At 65.1% G+C, this 19,954-nt stretch carries 22 protein-coding genes; 6 read left to right on the top strand and 16 right to left on the bottom strand.

All coding sequences use genetic code 11. The features are described from left to right. Positions 1-98 precede the first annotated feature (98 nt). The 3 genes from AC07Y9_RS12285 to AC07Y9_RS12275 all read left to right on the top strand — a co-directional run bounded on the left by AC07Y9_RS12285 (position 99) and on the right by AC07Y9_RS12275 (position 2,982). The gene (locus AC07Y9_RS12285) at positions 99-1,022 is read left to right on the top strand and encodes an urea transporter (protein WP_102678449.1); all 924 of its coding nucleotides are present in this window, start codon (positions 99-101) and stop codon (positions 1,020-1,022) included. A 21-nt stretch (positions 1,023-1,043) separates the two neighbouring features. Next, complete coding sequence (locus AC07Y9_RS12280) at positions 1,044-1,889, top strand: ion transporter (RefSeq protein WP_101337183.1); 846 nt, start codon at positions 1,044-1,046, stop codon at positions 1,887-1,889. A gap of 94 nt (positions 1,890-1,983) precedes the next feature. Continuing rightward, complete coding sequence (locus AC07Y9_RS12275) at positions 1,984-2,982, top strand: sulfate ABC transporter substrate-binding protein (RefSeq protein ID WP_102678450.1); 999 nt, start codon at positions 1,984-1,986, stop codon at positions 2,980-2,982. A 128-nt stretch (positions 2,983-3,110) separates the two neighbouring features. On the opposite strand, the gene AC07Y9_RS12270 is transcribed toward AC07Y9_RS12275, so the two are convergent. Together AC07Y9_RS12270 and AC07Y9_RS12265 are read right to left on the bottom strand one after the other, a co-directional pair. Beyond that, positions 3,111-3,560, bottom strand: a complete 450-nt coding sequence (locus AC07Y9_RS12270) for a RidA family protein (RefSeq protein ID WP_102678451.1) — start codon at positions 3,558-3,560, stop codon at positions 3,111-3,113. Between the two features lie 104 nt (positions 3,561-3,664). After that, the gene (locus AC07Y9_RS12265) at positions 3,665-4,294 is read right to left on the bottom strand and encodes a DUF5666 domain-containing protein (RefSeq protein ID WP_023968338.1); all 630 of its coding nucleotides are present in this window, start codon (positions 4,292-4,294) and stop codon (positions 3,665-3,667) included. A gap of 265 nt (positions 4,295-4,559) precedes the next feature. Here AC07Y9_RS12265 and AC07Y9_RS12260 point away from each other — a divergent pair, with 265 nt between their 5' ends. Beyond that, positions 4,560-5,768, top strand: a complete 1,209-nt coding sequence (locus tag AC07Y9_RS12260) for an MFS transporter (protein ID WP_102678452.1) — start codon at positions 4,560-4,562, stop codon at positions 5,766-5,768. An 8-nt stretch (positions 5,769-5,776) separates the two neighbouring features. Here the strand turns inward: AC07Y9_RS12260 and AC07Y9_RS12255 are convergent, their stop codons facing one another. The 3 genes from AC07Y9_RS12255 to AC07Y9_RS12245 form a co-directional block, all read right to left on the bottom strand. Beyond that, on the bottom strand, positions 5,777-7,120 hold the full coding sequence (locus tag AC07Y9_RS12255; RefSeq protein ID WP_102678453.1) for an MFS transporter: 1,344 nt from the start codon (positions 7,118-7,120) through the stop codon (positions 5,777-5,779). An 87-nt stretch (positions 7,121-7,207) separates the two neighbouring features. After that, positions 7,208-8,395 (bottom strand): M20 aminoacylase family protein, encoded by a 1,188-nt coding sequence (locus AC07Y9_RS12250; protein WP_102678454.1) that lies wholly within the window; start codon positions 8,393-8,395, stop codon positions 7,208-7,210. A gap of 78 nt (positions 8,396-8,473) precedes the next feature. Next, positions 8,474-9,286, bottom strand: a complete 813-nt coding sequence (locus AC07Y9_RS12245; RefSeq protein ID WP_102678455.1) for a phytanoyl-CoA dioxygenase family protein — start codon at positions 9,284-9,286, stop codon at positions 8,474-8,476. A gap of 112 nt (positions 9,287-9,398) precedes the next feature. Here AC07Y9_RS12245 and AC07Y9_RS12240 point away from each other — a divergent pair, with 112 nt between their 5' ends. Further along, on the top strand, positions 9,399-10,316 hold the full coding sequence (locus tag AC07Y9_RS12240; RefSeq protein ID WP_102678456.1) for a LysR family transcriptional regulator: 918 nt from the start codon (positions 9,399-9,401) through the stop codon (positions 10,314-10,316). Between the two features lie 62 nt (positions 10,317-10,378). Further along, a complete protein-coding gene (locus AC07Y9_RS12235; RefSeq protein ID WP_102678457.1) occupies positions 10,379-11,278 on the top strand; it encodes a LysR family transcriptional regulator in 900 nt (299 codons plus the stop codon). A gap of 6 nt (positions 11,279-11,284) precedes the next feature. On the opposite strand, the gene AC07Y9_RS12230 is transcribed toward AC07Y9_RS12235, so the two are convergent. The 11 genes from AC07Y9_RS12230 to ccmA form a co-directional block, all read right to left on the bottom strand. Beyond that, positions 11,285-12,427, bottom strand: a complete 1,143-nt coding sequence (locus AC07Y9_RS12230; protein WP_102678458.1) for a hypothetical protein — start codon at positions 12,425-12,427, stop codon at positions 11,285-11,287. 114 nt (positions 12,428-12,541) lie between these two features. Then, positions 12,542-12,943, bottom strand: a complete 402-nt coding sequence (locus AC07Y9_RS12225) for a hypothetical protein (RefSeq protein ID WP_007922056.1) — start codon at positions 12,941-12,943, stop codon at positions 12,542-12,544. An 11-nt stretch (positions 12,944-12,954) separates the two neighbouring features. Further along, the gene (gene ccmI, locus AC07Y9_RS12220) at positions 12,955-14,157 is read right to left on the bottom strand and encodes a c-type cytochrome biogenesis protein CcmI (RefSeq protein WP_102678459.1); all 1,203 of its coding nucleotides are present in this window, start codon (positions 14,155-14,157) and stop codon (positions 12,955-12,957) included. Beyond that, positions 14,154-14,624 carry a cytochrome c-type biogenesis protein gene (locus AC07Y9_RS12215; RefSeq protein ID WP_053260137.1) on the bottom strand — a complete coding sequence of 157 codons (471 nt, stop codon included), beginning with the start codon at positions 14,622-14,624 and terminating at the stop codon, positions 14,154-14,156. The genes ccmI and AC07Y9_RS12215 overlap by 4 nt, the downstream gene beginning before the upstream one ends. Next, positions 14,621-15,157, bottom strand: coding sequence for a DsbE family thiol:disulfide interchange protein (locus tag AC07Y9_RS12210; protein WP_007922047.1), 537 nt, complete (start codon positions 15,155-15,157; stop codon positions 14,621-14,623). Before AC07Y9_RS12210 ends, AC07Y9_RS12215 begins: the two co-directional genes overlap by 4 nt. Beyond that, complete coding sequence (locus AC07Y9_RS12205) at positions 15,154-17,142, bottom strand: heme lyase CcmF/NrfE family subunit (protein ID WP_102678460.1); 1,989 nt, start codon at positions 17,140-17,142, stop codon at positions 15,154-15,156. Before AC07Y9_RS12205 ends, AC07Y9_RS12210 begins: the two co-directional genes overlap by 4 nt. 3 nt (positions 17,143-17,145) lie before the next feature. Further along, positions 17,146-17,601: a cytochrome c maturation protein CcmE gene (gene ccmE / locus AC07Y9_RS12200; protein WP_009047728.1), complete on the bottom strand. Its 456-nt coding sequence runs from the start codon at positions 17,599-17,601 to the stop codon at positions 17,146-17,148. Next, a complete protein-coding gene (gene ccmD / locus AC07Y9_RS12195; RefSeq protein WP_007922041.1) occupies positions 17,598-17,774 on the bottom strand; it encodes a heme exporter protein CcmD in 177 nt (58 codons plus the stop codon). Before ccmD ends, ccmE begins: the two co-directional genes overlap by 4 nt. Then, entirely contained in the window at positions 17,771-18,526 is a 756-nt protein-coding gene (locus AC07Y9_RS12190; RefSeq protein WP_007922035.1) for a heme ABC transporter permease, read from the bottom strand. Before AC07Y9_RS12190 ends, ccmD begins: the two co-directional genes overlap by 4 nt. A 76-nt stretch (positions 18,527-18,602) precedes the next feature. Then, positions 18,603-19,271: a heme exporter protein CcmB gene (gene ccmB / locus AC07Y9_RS12185; RefSeq protein WP_007922033.1), complete on the bottom strand. Its 669-nt coding sequence runs from the start codon at positions 19,269-19,271 to the stop codon at positions 18,603-18,605. Continuing rightward, entirely contained in the window at positions 19,268-19,903 is a 636-nt protein-coding gene (gene ccmA / locus AC07Y9_RS12180; RefSeq protein ID WP_102678461.1) for a cytochrome c biogenesis heme-transporting ATPase CcmA, read from the bottom strand. Before ccmA ends, ccmB begins: the two co-directional genes overlap by 4 nt. Positions 19,904-19,954 lie beyond the last annotated feature (51 nt).

Here is a 19,954-nt window from a genome sequence, read left to right as displayed (position 1 = left end):
AGCAAGCTCGCTCCTACAGGAACGATGCACACCCTGTAGGAGCGAGCTTGCTCGCGATGACCGCACAGCGGTCAAGACTTCCTCATCCCGACACCCTCATGTCCACACATCCATTCCATCAACACTGCCCCGACTGGGCCACCGCCCTGCTCAACGGCTTCAGCCAGATCTTCCTCCAGCGCCATCCGTTGTGCGGCCTGCTGTGCATGCTGGCCATCCTCCTGAGCGCTCCGGCGTTGCTCGGTGGCGCGCTGCTGGGTGGCGTGGCCGGGCTGCTCACCGCGCAGCGCCGGGGCTATGCCAAGGCCGACCGGCAAGCCGGGCTGTTCAGCTACAACGGGGTCTTGCTTGGCCTGCTCCTGAGCCTGCGCTTCGACTGGTCGGTGCTGCTGCCACCGCTGATCATCGCCTGCGGCGGCGTCAGTGCGATCCTCACCCGGCAATGGCTCAAACGCGCCCGCGATCAATATTGCCTACCGGCCTACACCGCGCCCTTCGTCGGCCTCGGCTGGCTGCTGCTGGGCCTGGCCGCGCCGCTGCCCGCCAGTGCCGCCGCACCCTGGGTCGAGCCCGATGCGCTGGCGCTGCTGCAGGCACTGATCCAGGGGCTCGGCCAGGTGATGTTCCTCGAACATCCGCTGGCCGGGGTGTTGATTGCCCTGGGGTTGCTGCTGGCTGATCGCCGGGCGGCTGCCTGGGCGCTGTTCGGTTCAGCGGTGGGCCTGGGCTTCGCCCTGCTGCAACAGGACCACGCCGGCGCCCTGCCGGGCCTTGGCGGCTACAACTGTGCCCTGGTCGCCCTGGCCCTGAGCCAGGACCGCCGCCGATCCTGGTTGGCCCTGCCGGGAATGCTCCTGGCGCTGCTGCTCGCCCCGGGCTTCGCCGCGCTGGGCCTGCCCGTTCTCACCGCGCCCTTTATCCTCGCCTGCTGGCTGGTCCGCGCCGCGCTGCGGGTGCTGCGCCAGGCTGCTGTGGACAGCACGCCTTGCGCTACCGGGGCCAATCCCCCTAGGCTTCGCTGACCTTCGATTCAGGCGAACAACATGGACAGCAACACGGACAACAACCGGCACTGGCGCGAGCGTCTCTACATCATGATTTTCCAGACCGACACCGTGGCCGGTCGACGCTTCGACAGCACCCTGTTGCTGATCATCCTCGCCAGCCTGGTGATCGTGATTCTCGACAGCATCGACGAGGTGCATCAGAACTACGCCAATGTGCTGGCCTATATCGAATGGGGTTTTACCCTGATCTTCGCCATCGAATACGGCCTGCGCCTGTATTGCTCGCCCAAGCCGTTGCGCTACGCCTTCAGTTTCTACGGCTTGGTGGACCTGCTGGCCATCGTGCCGGGGATCCTCGCCCTGTATTACAGCGACGCCCAGTACCTGCTGATCATCCGGGTGATCCGCATGCTGCGCATCTTCCGCGTGCTCAAGCTCAGCCCGTATCTCAAGCAGGCCAACTACCTGATGTCGGCGCTGCGCGGCAGCAAGCAGAAAATCATCGTGTTCCTGCTCAGCGTATCGACCCTGGTCACGGTGTTCGGCACCCTGATGTATGTGGTCGAGGGGCCGGAGCACGGGTTCACCAGCATCCCCAAGGGCATCTACTGGGCCATCGTCACCCTGACCACCGTGGGTTTTGGCGACATCGTGCCGAAGACGCCGCTGGGCCAGGTGATTTCATCGATGGTGATGATCACCGGTTACTCGATCATCGCCGTGCCCACCGGGATCTTCACCGCGGAACTGGCCAATGCCCTGCGCGGCGAACAGCTCAAGCACGACTGCCCGGTGTGCAGGAAGAACGACCATGAGCACGGCGCCGCGTTCTGCTCGCGGTGTGGCAACGCGCTGTTCCCGAAAGTGGTCCAGGAAAACTGAATAAGCAAAGCACTTTTTAATCTTTAAAGAGATATACCGCCCCGGCTATAGTCGGCGGCAAATTGCCTTCACTCTCTAATAAAAGGAATGTGCAGTGAAAAAACTCGTTAGCGCCTCTCTCCTGGCCGCCGGCCTGGCACTGGGCAGCATCGCCCAGGCCGCCCCGACCCTGCTCAACGTTTCCTACGACGTGATGCGAGACTTCTACAAGGACTACAACACTGCCTTCCAGAAGCACTGGCAGGCCGAGCACAACGAGAACATCACCCTGCAGATGTCCTTCGGCGGCTCCAGCAAACAGGCGCGCTCAGTGATCGACGGCCTGCCGGCCGACGTCATCACCATGAACATGGCCACTGACATCAACGCCCTGGCGGACAACGGCAAGCTGGTGCCGGACAACTGGGTGACCCGCCTGCCGAACAACAGCGCGCCTTTCACCTCGGCTACTGTGTTCATCGTGCGCAAGGGCAACCCCAAGGCCCTGAAAGACTGGCCGGACCTGCTCAAGGATGGCGTGCAAGTGATAGTGCCGAACCCGAAGACCTCGGGTAACGGCCGCTACACCTACCTGTCGGCCTGGGGTTATGTGCTGAAGAACGGCGGCGACGAGAACAAGGCCAAGGACTTCGTCGGCAAGCTGTTCAAGCAGGCACCGGTGCTCGACACCGGTGGCCGCGCCGCGACCACCACCTTCATGACCAACCAGATCGGCGACGTGCTGGTGACCTTCGAGAACGAAGCGGAAATGATCGCCCGCGAATTCGGCCGCGATCAGTTCGAAGTCATCTACCCGAGCGTCTCCGCCGAAGCCGAGCCACCGGTGTCGGTGGTCGACAAAGTGGTCGACAAGAAAGGCTCGCGTGCCGCGGCTGAAGAGTACCTGAAGTACCTGTGGTCGCCGGAAGGCCAGGAAATAGCCGCCAACAACTACCTGCGCCCACGGGACCCGAAAGTCCTGGCCAAGTACACCGACCGTTTCCCGAAAGTCGACTTCCTTTCGGTGGAAAAAACCTTCGGCGACTGGCGCACCGTGCAGAAGACCCACTTCAACGATGGCGGGGTCTTCGACCAGATCTACGGCGGTAAGTAACAACACCTGTAGCCGCTGCCGCAGGCTGCGATAAGGCCGAAGGCCTTCAGCGATCGTCAGATCTTGCGCACACGCTGTGTGCGATCGCAGCCTTCGGCAGCGGCTACAGTATTTTGCGGGTCAGGAATCTAAAGCCCGGCGGCAGCTTCGAACAGCACCGCCTTCCCCGCCTGATGCAGCTCAGGCAACATCGCCTCGGCCTCGACCTCGATCAGCCACTCGGGCAAGGACAAGCCGCTGACGATGATCCACGAGGACGCCGGCGGCTGCTGGGGGAAACGCTGCAACAGCACCTGGCTGATCTGTTCCTGCTGGTCGCGGGCTGCCTCGGCAATGTAGATCCGCAGCATGACCACGTGGCTCAGGTCGCCGCCCGCTGCCGCCAGGACCCGGGCGATATTGTCGAAGCTCTGCTCGGTCTGCTCGCGCAGCCCCGGGCCGACGCAGACCTCGCGCTCATCGACACCCACCTGCCCGGACAGCAGCAGGCGCCGCCCACCGCGCACCTCCACGGCCTGGCTGAAACCGTACTGCAGGGAATTGAAGACACTGGGCGGATTGAAGACTGATGTGTGCATGGGACCTCCGCTGCGATAGACGACCACAAACCCTAAACCAAGCCCCTGCACAAGGCCATCGAAAGCAGGCCGTTGAAACACCTGGCAACGTAACCGCCAGCCAGCTACATCGGCGGCGTCACCCCATCCTTGCCGGCGGAGATCGATTGCGCGGTGAGCGTGCCGTCCGCGCTCTGGGAGACGAACATCACCACCTTGACCCCGGCCTTGAGCAGGCTGCGGTCGCCCGGCACCAGGTTGACGATGGGCACGTCGTCCGGCACCAGGATCGTCTGCTGGCCGCCCTTGTAGTTGACGGTCAGGGTCCGGCCATTGCTCACCACCAGGTCGCCGACGCGGCCATTGGTCATGCTGCTGCCCTTGACCAGATCGAAAGGCCGATGACCGTCGCCGGTGCCGGCCATCTGCGGTGGAAACACATGGACCTCCAGCGCCTTGAGGCTGCCATCGGCCTGCGGCACGGCGGCCGAACCTATGTAGCTGCCGGGCTTGATGTCCTCGATATTGGCCAGGGTCACGGCGCGGACCTGGGTCTGCGGCGTGAGGTTGATGGTGACGTTCTCGCCACTGTTGACGTGCACCCGCACCGCGTCGCCGGCGATGCTGGTGATTTCCCCGCGCACGCCGATGCGCATGCCCGGTGCGTCCTGGGCCTGGGCCGGGCCGGCCAGCAGCAGTGCGCCGAGGGTGATCGCTTGGGCGCCGCCGAGCAGGCGGCGAAGGCACAGATTCATGGGACGGGCTTCCTGTGATGAAAGGTGGCACAGAGGTCTAAACGAAAGCACTCCAGCGTCCACGGAACAATGAGCGAGCTATGGAACTGAATGTAAGTAAATGTATCATCGCAACGCGATCCCGGTCGTCGTCTGCCGCTCTCGGCCGGCCCCGCCAGGCATTTATTCCTCCCGGGCATGAATGCTATCGCTCGTCAGCTTCTACCGCGTCACGGGCCAGCCCCTTAGCCTCGCCCGCATCCCTTTCGCTGCAACGAGAATCGCCATGACTTCCACGACCCAGGGGCTGCCCGCCGCCGCCACGACCATGACCCGCGGCATGGTGCTGCTGTTCGCCTTCTGCTGCGGCGCCATAGTCGCCAACATCTACTATGCCCAGCCGATCATCGAGCTGATCGCCCCGGACATCGGCCTGAGCAGTACCATGGCCAGCCTGATCGTGTCCCTGACCCAGATCGGCTACGCCCTGGGCCTGTTCTTCCTGGTGCCCCTGGGCGACCTGCTGGAAAACCGCCGGCTGATGATCCTCACCAGCCTGGTAGCCATCGCCAGCCTGCTGGGCGCCGGGTTCACCGAGCAACCCAACGCCTTTCTGCTGGTCTCGCTGCTGATCGGCTTCAGCTCGGTGTCGGTACAGATCCTGATTCCCCTGGCCGCGCACCTGACGCCGGAAGAGTCCCGCGGCCGGGTGGTCGGCGGCATCATGGGCGGCCTGCTGCTGGGCATCCTGCTGGCGCGCCCGGTGTCCAGCGTGGTGGCCGACCTGTTCGGCTGGCGCGCGATGTTTATCGCCGCCGCCGTGCTGATGGCCGCCATCAGCCTGGTCCTGCTGCTGACCGTGCCCAAGCGCCAGCCCGCTCACAGCGCCACCTACGGCCAACTGCTGCGCTCGCTGGGCACCCTGCTGCGCCAGCAACCGGTGCTGCGCCAGCGAGCGTTTTACCAGGCCTGCCTGTTCGCCACCTTCAGCCTGTTCTGGACCGCGGTGCCGCTGGAGCTGGCGCGCAATCACGGCCTGTCGCAAAGCCAGATCGCCCTGTTCGCCCTGGTCGGAGCCATAGGCGCCATCGCCGCGCCCATCAGCGGACGCCTGGCGGATGCCGGCCACACCCGCGTCGCCTCGTTGCTGGCCATGCTGTTCGCCGCCTTGAGCTTCCTGCCGGCCTTTGTCCACCCGGCCTACAGCGTCATCGGCCTGGCGGTGACCGGCGTGGTCCTGGATTTCTGCGTGCAGATGAACATGGTCCTCGGCCAGCGCGCGGTCTACGCCCTCGATGCCCATAGCCGCGGCCGCCTGAACGCGCTGTACATGACCAGCATCTTCATCGGCGGCGCCGTCGGCTCGTCGATTGCCAGCGCGGTGTACGAACACGCCGGCTGGCTGGGCATAGTCGGCGTCGGCAGCGCCTTGCCGTTGCTGGCCCTGCTGCGTTTCCTGGGCACCTCGCAGAAGGCGCTGCCTGTCCCGGCCTGAGCCCGGGCTCAAGCCGCAGCCTGATCGATGTCTTCACCGGTGCGGTCGCGAATCCATAGCAACACCAGGGTGGACAAGGCGACCGTCGCCATCATGTACCAGGCCGGCGCCAGCGCCTGCTCGGTCACCTGCAGCAACCAGGTGACAAAAAACTGGGCGAAGCCGCCAAACACCGAGACCCCGATACCGTAGGCCGCCGCCATGCCGGTGGTGCGCACCGACTTGGGGAACATCTCCGGCAACATGGTGATGCCCGGCACCGTCTGCAGGGTCAGCAACACCGAGAGCAGGCCGATGATCAGCAGCAGGTTGAACAGGCTGGGGGCGGCGATCAACCACTGGAAACACGGCACTATCACCACCAGGGTCAGCAGGCGCGAGCAGAAAATCACCCGCTTGCGCCCACAGCGATCGGCCAGCCAGCCCACCAGAGGCGACAACACAAAACAGACCGCCCCCACCACCACGCTGGCCAGCAGGCTGGAGGTGTTCGGCAGGCCCAGCACCCTGGCGGCATAGGCCGGCATGTAAAAAGCGATGATCTGGGTCGAGACCATGGCCCCGAGCATCAGCAGCACGCTTTTGCCCAATGCCCGCTTGTGCTGGCCGAACAGCTCGCGCAGCGGACTGCTGCGGGCCGCATGTTCCCTGGCCTGCTGGCTGTGGGCAGTCGACAACCCGACCACCAGGGTGTCTTCCAGATGGCGACGGATGTACCAGCCCACCGGGGCGGTGAGCATGCCGATGAAAAACGGCACCCGCCAACCCCACTCGCTCATCGCCTGTTGATCCAGCCCCGCCACCAGCGCCGCAACCATGATCGCGCCGAGGAAGATCCCCAGCGACTGGCTGCCGAACTGCCAGCTGGCATAAAAACCCCGTTGCGATGCGGGGGCGTGTTCCACCAGCAGGGTGGTCGCCGCCCCCACTTCGCCACCGGCGGCAAACCCCTGGATCAGCCGCGCCAGCGCCATGATCAGGGGCGCGGCCATGCCGATCTGGCCATAGGTCGGGGTCAAGGCCATCAGGCCGCAGCCCAGGCCCATCAGGAACAGGGTCAGGGTCATCGCCGAGCGACGGCCGAAGCGGTCGGAGTAGGAACCGATCAGCAGCGCGCCGACCGGGCGCATCAGGAAACCCACGCCAAAGGTCGCGGTGGTCAGCAGCAACTGCCCGTAAGCGGACGCCGCAGGGAAAAACAGCGGCCCGATAAACAGCATCAGAAAGCTGAATACCGTGAAATCGAAAAACTCCAGGGCGTTACCGATAGTGGTACCGACAATCACTCGCCGACGGGAAACACACAGACTCGTCGCCGCAACCGGCGCGAAGGATTCGGAAACAACGGCCATGACATTCTCCTTGCAGACAAGGGCTACGCACCCACGACCGGCCGGGCCCGAACAGGCCCGACCGGAGCGACCACCAGAGACTGCGGGTCAGTCGACCGGCTCGAGAAAGGCACTCACCAGCTTCACCCAGTAGCTGGCGCCGTAAGGCAGGCAGGCGTCATTGAAGTCATAGGCCGGGTTATGCAACAGGCAGCCGCCCGCCGTCCCTTCGCCGTTGCCCATGATCAGGTAGCTGCCGGGGCAGGCTTGCAGCATGAAAGAGAAATCCTCGCTGCAGGTCATCGGCTGCATATCGGCGACCAGCCCCTCCTCGCCCAGCCACTCCAGGGCCACCGCCCGCGCCAGGGCGGTTTCCCGCGGGTGGTTGTAGAGCACCGGGAACGCGTTGGCGCTGACCGTGACCTCAGCAGTCGCGCCGAATGCCTGGGCCTGGGCGTGGGCCAGCGCCTCGATGCGCTGTAGCAACAGCTCACGGGTCGCCTCTTTCAATGCCCTGACCGTCACCGCCAGCTCGACGCGGGTGGGAACCACTGACGAACTGCTGCCGCCATGAATCGCCCCGACCCCGACCACGCCCATTTCCAGGGGCGGCAGGTTGCGCGCCACCACCGTCTGCAACGCCATGACCAGCGAGGCCGCGGCGACTATCGGGTCGACCGTGTCCTGGGGCATGGCGCCGTGACCGCCACGGCCGTTGATGCCAATCGTCACGGTGTCGGCCGAGGCCATGAACGGCCCGGGGAGAAAACCGAACTTACCCACCGGCAACCCCGGCCAATTGTGCATGGCAAAGACCGCATCGCAGGGAAACAGCTGAAACAGGCCGTCTTCGATCATCTTTCGCGCGCCAACGTGCCCTTCCTCGGCGGGCTGGAAAATCAGGCGCACGGTGCCATCGAAGTCGATGCTCTGGGCCAGGCACTGGCCGGCGGCCAGCAGCATCGCGGTATGCCCGTCATGGCCACAGGCATGCATCTTGCCGTCATGCCGACTGGCATAGGGCAAGCCGCTGGTTTCCAGGATCGGCAAGGCGTCCATGTCCGCGCGCAGGCCGATGACCCGGTTGCCCCGGCCCTTGCGCAACGACGCCACGACGCCGGTGCCGGCCAGCCCGTGGTGAACCTCATACCCCCAGCCGCGCAGCTTGTCGGCGACCAGGCGGCTGGTTTCGAACTCCTCGTAGCTCAGTTCAGGATGGGCGTGCAGATGCTGGCGCAGCGCAACCATGGGCGTCGTCAACTCGCGTATCTCAGGCAGGATCGTTGGGCTCGGCATGGGTTTCTCCTCAGCAGTGATAGATGGCCTGATCGTCGGCTGAGACGCTGTCAGGCTCTTGTAGGTCTTTCAGGCAGATCAGGCTGGCGGCCAGATCTGTGGGAACCAGTCCTGGCGCAGGCGCTGGCCTGCTTGCATGCCGTGGTCAGGGTACGGCGGCGAGGTCCTGCCAGGGCGCTCGGCATAACGCACGTCCTCGCCCAGCCAGCGCAGCGACAGCACGCGCCGGCGGGCCTGGCTGAGATTGCCGCGTGCGCCGTGCACGGTGCGGAAGTCGAACAGCACCGCGTCCCCCGGCTCCATCTGCCACTCCAGCACCTGCATGCAGGGTTCGACATCCGGGTCCGGCACCGGCCGATAGCGGCTGACATCCTCGTAAAAGCTGCTGTCGTCCTTCCAGCGCAGCGGCAGCACCCATTGCGGCCAGAGGTGGGAGCCGGCGATCAGGCGCAAGGTCGCCTCGCGCACCGGGTCCACCGGGATCCACAGGCTGACGGTCTGCTCGCCATCGAGAAAGTAATAGGGAATGTCCTGGTGCCAGGGCGTCGGCTTCTGGGTGCCCGGCTCCTTGACCAGTACATGATCGTGAAAGAACTGCGCACTGGGCGACTGCATCACCGCTGCCGCAATCGCCGCCGCGGGCGACTCACGGACCATGGCGACGAATTCGGGAATGCGCTCCCAGTTGCAGTAATCGTCGAAAAACCCGCCCGGCTCGCCGGCCGCCACCACATTGGTGGCATAGGGGCCCGGCTCGCGCTGGTTACGCTCGATACCTGCGGCGATCGACCCGACCCAGTCCTTGAACACACCACGTAGACAAATGGCGCCATCGCGTTGAAAAGCCGCGATATCCGCCGCTGATACCAAAGGGCTGACTGACCTGTTCATAGGGGCTCCTGCGTGACGGCCGCCATGATCGCGGCGACCACGGCCAGACTATTGCCCCAGGCGCATCCAAAAATAAAATAATATGATCCGATCTGGCTCCTCGGAATTTCTTATGAAGATCAGTCTGCGCCACCTGCGCTGCGCCCTGGCGGTCACCCGCCACGGCAATATCACTCAGGCCGCCGAGCATCTGAACGTATCGCAGCCGGCGGTCTCCGCCGCCCTCAGCGAACTGGAAGGACACCTGGGGCAAGTGCTGTTCATTCGCCAGCGCGGACAGGGAGTGACGCTGACGCCGTTCGGCCGCCTGGCGATGGACAAGGCCCAGCAGATAGTCGCCGGCGTGCATGAGCTGGAACGCCTGGCGGACCACGACGACACCTTGTCCGGCGAACTGATGCTGGCCTGCTTCGAGGACCTGGCGCCCTATTGCCTGCCGCAGCTGTTGCGCGGCCTCAAGGAACGCCACCCGGCGATCGAGGTGACGATTCGCGAATACGGCTTCGACCAGATCGGCAAGCAACTGAGCAACGGCAGCCTGGACGCCGCGCTGAGCTATGACCTGGGCTTGCCGGATGGGGTACAGAGCACGGTGCTGTGCGAACTGTCGGCCCATGCGCTATTGCCGGCCGAGCATCCCCTGGCCGGTCACCGCGAGGTCAGCCTGCGCCAGCTCTGCGATTATCCCCTGTTGCTGACCGAACAGGCCTACAGCTGGCAGCATTTCCTCGACCTGTTCCGCTTCCATGGCTTGCAGCCGCAGAACTTCAGCAAGACCTATTCTTTCGAACTGCAGCGCGGGCTGGTGGCCAACGGCTTTGGCGTGGCCGTGGCCTATACCCGGCCTTTCGGCGACCACAGCTATGACGGGCGGCCGCTGGCGATCCGGCCGATTGCCGAACCGCTGCCGCTGCAACGCATCGTGCTCGCCCAGTCCCGGGCCCGCAGCCATTCGCCGCTGGTCAACGCCCTGCGGGAACAGGCCCTGCAATGGTTCGGCGAAAGCCCGGGGTTTGGCTGGCACCCATAAGCGGCGCCGCGGCTCGACGGCGTTCCACACAACACTCGATCGTTCACACACAAGGAGTCCCAATGGACCGGCTGGCAGCCATGCAAACCTTCGTTCATGTGGTGGAAAGCGGGTCCTTTTCCGCCGCCGCCCGGCTTCTGGATATCGGCCAGCCGGCCGTATCGAAAACCATCGCCCAGCTCGAGGCGCGGCTGGCGGTGCGGCTGTTGCTGCGCTCGACCCGCGGCCTGACGCCCACCGAGGCCGGCATGGCGTTTTTCGAGCGGGCCAGGCGGGCCCTCGAAGAGGCCGACGAAGCCGATCTCGCGGCGCGCGGGGCCGGTACGGGGCTGCGCGGCACGCTGCGAGTCTGCGCCGCGGTGACCTTCGCCCGCCTGCACATCGTGCCGCACCTGGGGACCTTTCTCGAGCGCCACCCCGAGCTCGACATCGACGTGGTGCTGGATGACCGCAATATCAATCTGGTGGAGGCCGGCATCGACGTCGCCCTGCGCATGGGCCCCTTGAGCGACTCCGGGCTGACCGCGCGGCGGATCGGTGAATGCCGGCGCGTGGTATTGGCCACCCCGGACTACTTCGCCCGCCACGGCGAACCCGCCTGCCCCGCCGACCTGAGCAAGCACCAGGCGATCATCTACAGCCTCGGCGGCGGTGCCCACTGGCGCTTCGAACGGGGCGACGAACAGCAATCGGTGACGGTCCGCGGGCGGATTCGCGTCAGCGCCGCGGAGGGGTTGCGCGAGTCGGTGCTGGCCCACCAGGGGCTGACCATGGCCTCGCAATGGATGTTCGCCCCCGAGCTGGCCAGTGGCACGGTGCGCGAAGTGATGTCGGACTGGACGCTGCCCCGCCAGGAGCTATGGGCGGTGTTCCCTACCGGGCGGCTGACCAGCGCCAAGGCCCGGGCCTTCGTCGACTTTGTCCAGCAGCTGCTGGCGCGCCCGGATGCCACTCAAGGTTGAGCGACGTCAGATTCGCCCACGTATCAGCACTTCGACCTTGGCCGCCTCGCCCCAGCGTTGGATCCGTTCGATCAGCGCAGGGTCGGTTTCGCCCACCAGATACAAGGTTTCGATCGATTGGGCAGCCGCCCACTCGACAAACCCGCACTGCTCGAAGGTGTCGATAGCCGCCAGCTGGAACTCGTTTTCGTAGAAGCCGGGCACCACGGCGACCTGGGCATCGACGGCACTGACTTCAGGCAGGAACGGACAGGCCAGGTGCACCACGTCCCACTTCGCCACGCGCCAGTTACGCAGCGCTTCGTCGAAGCGGCTGCGGGCGCCGCGGACAAACCCCAGGCCATCGATCACCATGCGCCGGTTGATGATCATCCACACCTTGCGCTTGCGCGGTGCCTTGAGCAGCACCTCGCCGGTGACCTTCGAGGCGCGCAGGGCCAGGGCGAACACCAGCAATACTGGAACGAAGTAGCGATAAACGGTCTCGGCGTTGGTGGCGCGGGTCAGCTCATACAGCCTGGAAACCTCGCCCCGGGCCTTGCGCTGGTCGCCCAGGGTTTCATCGAGGCGGCCGAGCCAGGCCAATACGGGCGGCGCCGAATACCGGGCGCGAAGCTCATCCAGCGCCTGGACCACCGTCCCCACCGAGAGCGCCGTCAGCCGCCCCTGCGCCGTTCTCTCTAGCGTGGCAAAACGCTGACAGAGCTCGCTCACCTGCGCGGCATCGGCGGCGCTATAGAGAGTCGCGGCGGCACGGCAATGATCCGGGCCCAGCAGATCGTCGATCTCGGCCTTGAGGCGACTCTGGGTCGCGGCTTCATGGGATTCGGCCAGCCGATAGTCGCTCTGGAACCATTCGGTCCTGACGCTCTGGGTCTCGCCGATCAGCGCCAGCGACGCCAGCAACAGCCAGCCGTAGTCCACGCGCTTCCAGCCGATCTCGCCCAGGGGAAAGACCGAGATGAAGCTCCAGCAGAAGAAGTAGTAGAGGAAGATAAACAGCACCAGTAAATACACCGGTGCCAGGGAGAAGTAGATCAGCTGCGGCACTTCGACATCGGCGAAGCCATGCAGGGCGAGCAGCACAGCGACAACACAGAGCCAGAAGGCCATGGGCGCGAAATAGGGTTTGTTCAGGCTTTTCTTCATCGGGCGCTCGGATGGCGATACTCAGGAACACCCTGGGGTATCGGCCATCCAACCGGCTGCTTGAACCGGACCCGCCCGCGGTCCGCTCAGTGGTAAACGCTTCCTGGTAACTGTTTACTGGAACTGGCGCCCCAGGCCCGACGGCACACCGTGGATATCGGTCTCTTCCCATGGCCCGTCGGGGCTGATGGAGCGGCTCCAGCCGTTGTTCCAGCGATAGTAGGTGCGCTGGCGGTAGAAGGTGTTGGTCTGGTTATCCAGCACATAGACGCCCAGGCGCGGATCCCAGTGGCTGTTGCCGCCCGGTGGCGGCGCGAAGCTCGCGGAAGTGCGCGGCAACGGCTTGGCCGGCTTGATCGGCGTGGCGGGTTTGCTCGGGGTGCCGGGCGTCGGCTTGGTAGTGGGTTGCGCGGGCGGAATCGGTGGCAGCGTCTCGGGCGGCGTCGGCTGCTGGACCGCACAGGCGCTCAACCCCAGGACCAGTGTTAACAGGGTGATGCGGGCAATGGCGGTCATGGCGGCTTCTCTTATTTATCCGGGCTGTCGATGGTCAGTTGTTGCGGCGCGGTGGTGCTGCTGGCCAGGGGCTTGCTGCGACCGACCCACTCGCCGGCAGTCGGTTGGCCGGCGCGGGAAATGCGTGCAACCAGTTGGACTTCCGGGAAGTTCGACAGTTTCAACTGCGGCATCATCGCGTCGGCATCCCCCAGCTCCACCGTCACCGGCAGGTCGGCCACGGTCAGGCGCTTGGCCGCCAGCGGCGCCGGCGGCCCGGAAGTGGCACGGGCAAAGATGAACACGCTGTCGCCCGGCTGTACCTTGGCTTTCAGCTCGGCGGCCAGGTCGACACGCACCTTGAGCAGCGCAGCAGCCTTGGACGCGGGCGCCTGGGCCACTTTGCCGCCGCTGGCCAGCAGCTTCTCGGTGGCCCGGTCGATACCGCCCTGCAGCGCGGCGCGCGAGTTGTCGTCCGCCGGCAATTGCGCCAGCAGGCGGTTCCAGTAATCGATGGCCGCTTGATAACGCTCGCCTTCGAAGGCGGCGATTCCCAGCAGGCCGAGGCTGGTGACTTCCTTCGGATCGGCCTTCAGCGCTTCGTCGGTCAGGGCCTGGACCTTGTCCGACCACCGCTTGCCGTCGGCGAAATACTGCGCCTGGGCCCACTGGCCGAGCAGTTCTGGCTGGCGCCCGGCCAGGGCCACGGTGCGCTCGAAGATCTTCGCCGCGTCCGCCGGGCGGTCCTGGGCCATGTAGGTACGACCGAGGAAGTACAGGCCCTCGGCGGAATCCGGCTGGGCGGCGACCGCGCGCTCGAGGCGGCGGGTCATCTCTTCCATGGATTGCGGGGCCTGGGCGAATTCACGGGTCAGCTCGACCTTGTCGCTGGCGCCGAAATGCAAGTACAGGCCCAGGCCCAATAGCGGCACCAGCAGCGCCGCCAGTAATGGCAGCGGCTTGCCCAGGCGCGATACCCCAGCCAGTTCCGCGCCCTCGGTGTCGGCCAGCAGTTCGCGCGCGGCTTCGGCGCGGCCGCTGTCCATCTGCTCGGCGCTGAGCACGCCTTCGGCCTGCTGGCCTTGCAGCTCGGCCACGCGTTCTTGATAAAGCGCCACGTTCAGCGCGGTACGATCCTCTTCACGCTGGGCGCGACGGCCGCGTAGAACCGGGATCAGCAGAAAACTCAGGGCTACCAGGAGCAGCAGGCCTGCGGCGAGCCAGAAATCAATCATTCGCGGTCTTTATCCAACAGTTGGTCGAGGCGCTGACGCTCCTCGGCGGAAAGTGTGCTCGGGCTGTCGCTGCGCTGCACGCGCCGACGCCGGACGATCACGGCGATGATCACCACGCCCCCCAACAGCAGGCCGGCGGGGCCGAACCAGAGCAAGGCGGTCTTGCCGGTCAGGGCCGGCTTGTAGCGCACGAAGTCGCCATAGCGGTCGACCATGAAATCGATGATCTGCTGGTTATCCTTGCCTTCGCCGAGCATGCGGAAGATCTCCTTGCGCAAGTCCGCGGCGATCGGCGCATTGGAGTCGGCGATGTCCTGGTTCTGGCACTTGGGGCAACGCAGCTCTTTGGTCAACTCGCGAAAGCGCTCGCGCTCGGCGTCGTTGGCGAATTCGTAGGTATCGATCGCGGCGTGGGCCACGCCAGCGATACTCAGGCCCAGGACGGCCGCGGCCAGCCAACGCTTCATGGCTTGGCCTCGTCGGCCAGGGCCTGATACTTGGCGGCCAGCTTCTCGCGCCACACCGTTTCGTCGATCACCCCGACGTATTTGTCGCGGATGATGCCCTTGGCGTCGATGAAGAAGGTTTCCGGCGCGCCGTACACCCCGAGGTTCAGGCCCAGGGTGCCCTCCTCGTCGCGAATATCCAGCTGGTAAGGGTTGTGGAATTCGACCAGCCACTTCAGGGCGTCGGCGTTGACGTCCTTGTAGTTGACGCCGTAGATGGTCACGCCCTGCTGCGCCAGCTTGTTCAACACCGGGTGCTCGACCCGGCAGGAAATGCACCAGGTGCCCCAGACGTTGACCAGCGCCGGCTTGCCCAGCAGGTCGGCACGGGTCAGGGTCTTGTCGCCCTGCACCGACGGCAGGGAGAACTCCGGGAACGGCTTGCCGATCATCGCCGACGGCAGCTCGGCCGGGTCCAGGTACAACCCGCGGTACAGGAACACCGCCACCAGCAGGAACAGCGCCAGCGGCAACAACATTATCCAGCGTCTCATACAGTGGCTCCTGTCATGCCCAGGGCTTCGCGCACCCGGGTCTTCACCTTGACCCGGTAACGCCGGTCGAGGGCCGCCAGCAGGCCGCCGAAACCGGTGAGCAGGCCGCCGAACCAGATCCAGCGCACGAACGGCTTGACGTGCACCCGCACGGCCCAGGCGCCATCGCCCAGCGGCTCGCCGAGGGCGACGTAGAGGTCACGGGTGAAACCGGCGTCGATGCCGGCTTCGGTCATCACCGAGTTCTGTACCGTGTAGAGGCGTTTTTCCGGGTGCAGCACAGCAACCTCCTTGCCGTCGCGGACCACTCGCACCGTGCCCTTGTCGGAGGTGAAGTTGGGGCCTTCGAAATGCTTGGCGCCCTCGAAGATGAAGTGATAACCGGCCAGGTCCATGGACTCGCCCGGCTCCAGGCGCAGGTCGCGCTCGGCGCTGTTCTGGCTCGACAGCACCACGCCCAGGGCGCAGACCGCGATGCCCAGGTGCGCCAGTTGCATGCCCCAGTAGCTGCGGGTCAGGCCCGGCAGGCCCTTGACCAGGCCTTTGTGGCGGGTCTTGTCGAAGATGTCGCGGACCCCGGCGAGCAACACCCAGGCCGCCAGCATGAAGGTCGCCAGCACTGCCCAGTTGAAGTCGCCGTAGACGATACCGGCCACCACCGCCAGCGCGGCGCTGCCCAGCAGCACCGGGGTCAGCATGCTCACCAGCCATTTCACCGGAGTGTCTTTCCAACGCACCACCACGCCCACCGCCATCACCACCATCAGCAGCGCCATCAGTGGAATGAACAGCGCGTTGAAGTACGGCGGGCCGACCGACAGCTTGGCCCCGGTCAGGGCGTCCAGCACCAGCGGGTACAGGGTGCCCAACAGGATCATCGAGGCCGCCACCACCAGCACCAGGTTGTTGCCCAGCAGCAGGGTTTCCCGCGACCACAGGTTGAAGCCGACCTGACTCTTGACCACCGGCGCGCGCAGGGCGAACAGGGTCAGCGAACCGCCGACCACGAACAGCAGGAAGATCAGGATGAACACGCCGCGCTCGGGGTCCGAGGCGAAGGCGTGGACCGAGGTCAGCACCCCGGAACGTACCAGGAAGGTCCCCAGCAGGCTCAGGGAGAACGCGGCGATGGCCAGCAGCACGGTCCAGCTCTTGAACACGCCGCGCTTTTCGGTGACCGCCAGCGAGTGGATCAACGCGGTGCCCACCAGCCACGGCATGAACGAGGCGTTTTCCACTGGGTCCCAGAACCACCAGCCACCCCAGCCGAGTTCGTAGTAGGCCCACCAGGAGCCGAGGGTGATACCGATGCCGAGGAATGCCCAGGCGACTATGGTCCAGGGCCGCGACCAGCGCGCCCAGGCCGCGTCCAGGCGACCGCCGAGCAAGGCTGCGATGGCAAACGCGAAAGCCACGGAGAAACCGACATAGCCCATGTAGAGCATCGGCGGGTGCACGATCAGGCCGATGTCCTGCAGCAGCGGGTTGAGGTCGCGGCCGTCGCCGGGCACCTGCGGCAGAATCCGCGCGAAGGGGTTGGAGGTAACGATCAGGAACAGCAGGAAGCCGGTGCTGATCATGCCCATCACCGCCAGCACCCGCGCCAGCATCACTTGCGGCAACTGCCGGGAGAACACCGACACGGCGAAGGTCCAGCCCCCGAGGATCAGCGCCCAGAGCAGCAACGAGCCCTCGTGGGCGCCCCACACCGCACTGAACTTGTAGTACCAGGGCAAGGCGCTGTTGGAGTTGCTGGCGACATAGGCCACCGAGAAATCGTCGACCATGAAGGCATAGGTCAGGCAGCCGAAGGCGAAGGTCAGAAAGGCGAACTGCCCCCAGGCCGCGGGCTGCGCCAGGCCCATCCACAGACGGTCGCCACGCCAGGCGCCGAGCAGCGGCACCACGGCCTGGACCAGGGCAAAACACAGGGCCAGGATCATCGCCAGATGGCCGAGCTCGGGAATGAAGATTGCGGATGTCATCGCTCAGCCCTCCTTGGCCGGAGCCGGCGCCATTTGCCCACTGTCTTTCAGGGCCTTGGTCACTTCCGGCGGCATGTACTTCTCATCGTGCTTGGCCAGCACTTCGTCGGCCACCACCACGCCGTCGGCGTTGAGCTTGCCCAGGGCGACGATGCCCTGCCCTTCGCGGAACAGGTCCGGGAGGATGCCACGGTAGGTGATGGTCACGGCCTTGTTGAAGTCGGTGACCACGAAGCGCACGTCCAGCGAATCCGCCGAGCGTTGCAGCGAGCCCATCTGCACCATGCCGCCGGCGCGGATCCGCGTGTCATGGGGGGCTTCGCCGTTGGCGATCTGGGTCGGGGTGTAGAACAGGTTGATGTTCTGTTGCAGGGCGCTCAGCGCCAGGCCGACGGCAACGCCCACGCCGCCCAGCACACCGAGGATGATCAACAGACGCTTTTTACGCAGCGGATTCACTGATTGTTCTCCCGGCGCAGACGACGCGCCTCTTGTTGCAGGTAACGCTTGCGGGCCAGCAACGGCACCGCCACGTTGAGGATCAGCACCACCAGGCAGATGCCGTAGGCTGACCAGACATACAGGCCATGATGGCCCATGGCGAGAAAGTCGGCGAAGGAAGAAAAACTCATGATGCCGCCTCCAGGCTGTTCTGCACTTCGGCCCTGACCCAGCTGGCGCGGGCTTCGCGCTTGAGCACTTCGAGACGCATGCGCAGCAACAGCACGGCGCCGAAGAAACAATAGAAGCCCAGCACGGTCAGCAACAGCGGCAGCCACATCTCGACGGGCATCGCCGGCTTTTCGGTGAGGGTGAAGGTCGCGCCCTGGTGCAGGGTGTTCCACCACTCCACCGAGTATTTGATGATCGGGATGTTGATCACCCCGACGATGGCCAGCACCGCGCAGGCCTTGGCCGCACTGTCGCGATTGCTGATGGCGTTGCCCAGGGCGATCAGGCCGAAGTACAGGAACAGCAGGATCAGCATGGAGGTCAGGCGCGCGTCCCAGACCCACCACGAGCCCCAGGTCGGCTTGCCCCAGATGGCCCCGGTGACCAGCGCCACAGCGGTCATCCAGGCCCCGATGGGCGCCGCGCATTGCAGGGCGACGTCGGCCAGTTTCATCTTCCACACCAGGCCCACCACCCCGCACACCGCCAGCATCACGTAGATGGACTGGGCCAGCATGGCGGCGGGAACGTGGATGTAGATGATGCGAAAGCTGTTGCCTTGCTGATAGTCCGGCGGCGCGAAGGCCAGGCCCCAAACGACGCCGACGGTGATCAGCAGCAAGGCTGCGATGCTCAGCCAGGGCAACAGCTTGCTGCTGATGCCGTAAAACCACTTGGGCGAGCCGAGCTTATGAAACCAGGTCCAGTTCATACTGTTTCCATCACGGGTGCCGCGCGTTGTCACGCACAGCCAGGGTCTTTACTGATCAAAATTTGATCAGACCTCATTATTCGCCGACGCTGATCTTCAGGCCAGCCGCTATTGCAAAAGGTGTCAGCGTTACTGCCAGGGCGGTCAGGCTCCCAAGCCACAGCAGGTAACCGGTCGCCGGCATCCCCTGCAAGGCCGCCTGCAAGGCGCCGCTGCCGAGAATCAATACCGGGATGTACAAAGGCAGGATCAGCAGCGCCAGCAACAGGCCGCCACGCTTGAGTCCCACCGTCAACGCCGCGCCCACCGCTCCCAGCAAGCTGAGCACCGGAGTGCCCAACAGAAGGGACAGCAACAGCACCGGCAGACAGGCTGTGGGCAGACCGAGCATCAGTGCCAACAGGGGCGCAAGCAATACCAGTGCCAGGCCGGAAAAGGCCCAGTGTGCCAGCACCTTGGCCAGAACCAGAAGAGGCAGGGGGTGCGGCGAAAGGACCCACTGCTCCAGGGATCCGTCCTCGAAATCACTGCGAAAAAGCCCGTCCAGCGAGAGCAAAACCGATAATAAAGCCGCTACCCAGACTAGCCCTGGAGACAAGGTTTGCAACAATTGTGTCTCAGGTCCCACCGCCAATGGGAACAGTGAGACAACGATGGCGAAAAACACCAGCGGGTTGGCCAGTTCGGCGGGACGGCGGAACAGCAGCCGGGATTCGCGGGCAACCAGCAGTCCGAAAACACTCATACGGCCCAATGCCCCAGATCGATGTCGCGATAGCCGGCCGGCAGGCGACTCAGTGTGTGGTGGGTGGTGAGGATTACCATGCCGCCGCGTTCGCAGTGGCCGGCCAGGTGTTCTTCCAGTTGCGCCACGCCCTGTTTGTCCAGGGCGGTGAAGGGTTCGTCGAGAATCCACAGCGGCGGGCTGTCCAGGTACAGCCGGGCCAGCGCCACCCGGCGCTGCTGGCCGGCGGACAGGGTGTGACAAGGCACATCCTCGAAACCGCGCAGGCCGACCGCCGCCAGGGCCTGCCAGATCGCCTCGCGATCGGTGGGCTGATGCAGGGCGCAGAGCCAGCTGAGGTTTTCCTCGGGGGTCAACAGGTCCTTGATCCCCGCCGCATGGCCGATCCACAACAGGTTGCGCGCCAGCTCCGCGCGCTGGGCGTTGAGCGGCTGGCCGTTGAGCAGCACCTGGCCGCTGGTCGGCTGCATCAGCCCTGCCAGCAGGCGCAACAGGCTGGTCTTGCCGCTGCCGTTGGGACCGCTGATCTGCAACATGTCGCCGCTGGCCAGACGCAGTTCGAGCTTTTCGAAGAGCAGCCGCAGGTCGCGCTCACAGGCAAGCGCTACGGCTTCTAGAAGAGGACTGGTCAAATGATCGCGGGCCTTTACGGTTCAAGTCGGCGGTGGAGCAGCCGTTAAAGA

The organism is Pseudomonas sp. GW456-L12 (genome assembly GCF_059424045.1).
Note: the sequence above shows the minus strand (reverse complement) of the source record. Positions and strands in the feature narration are given on the sequence as shown.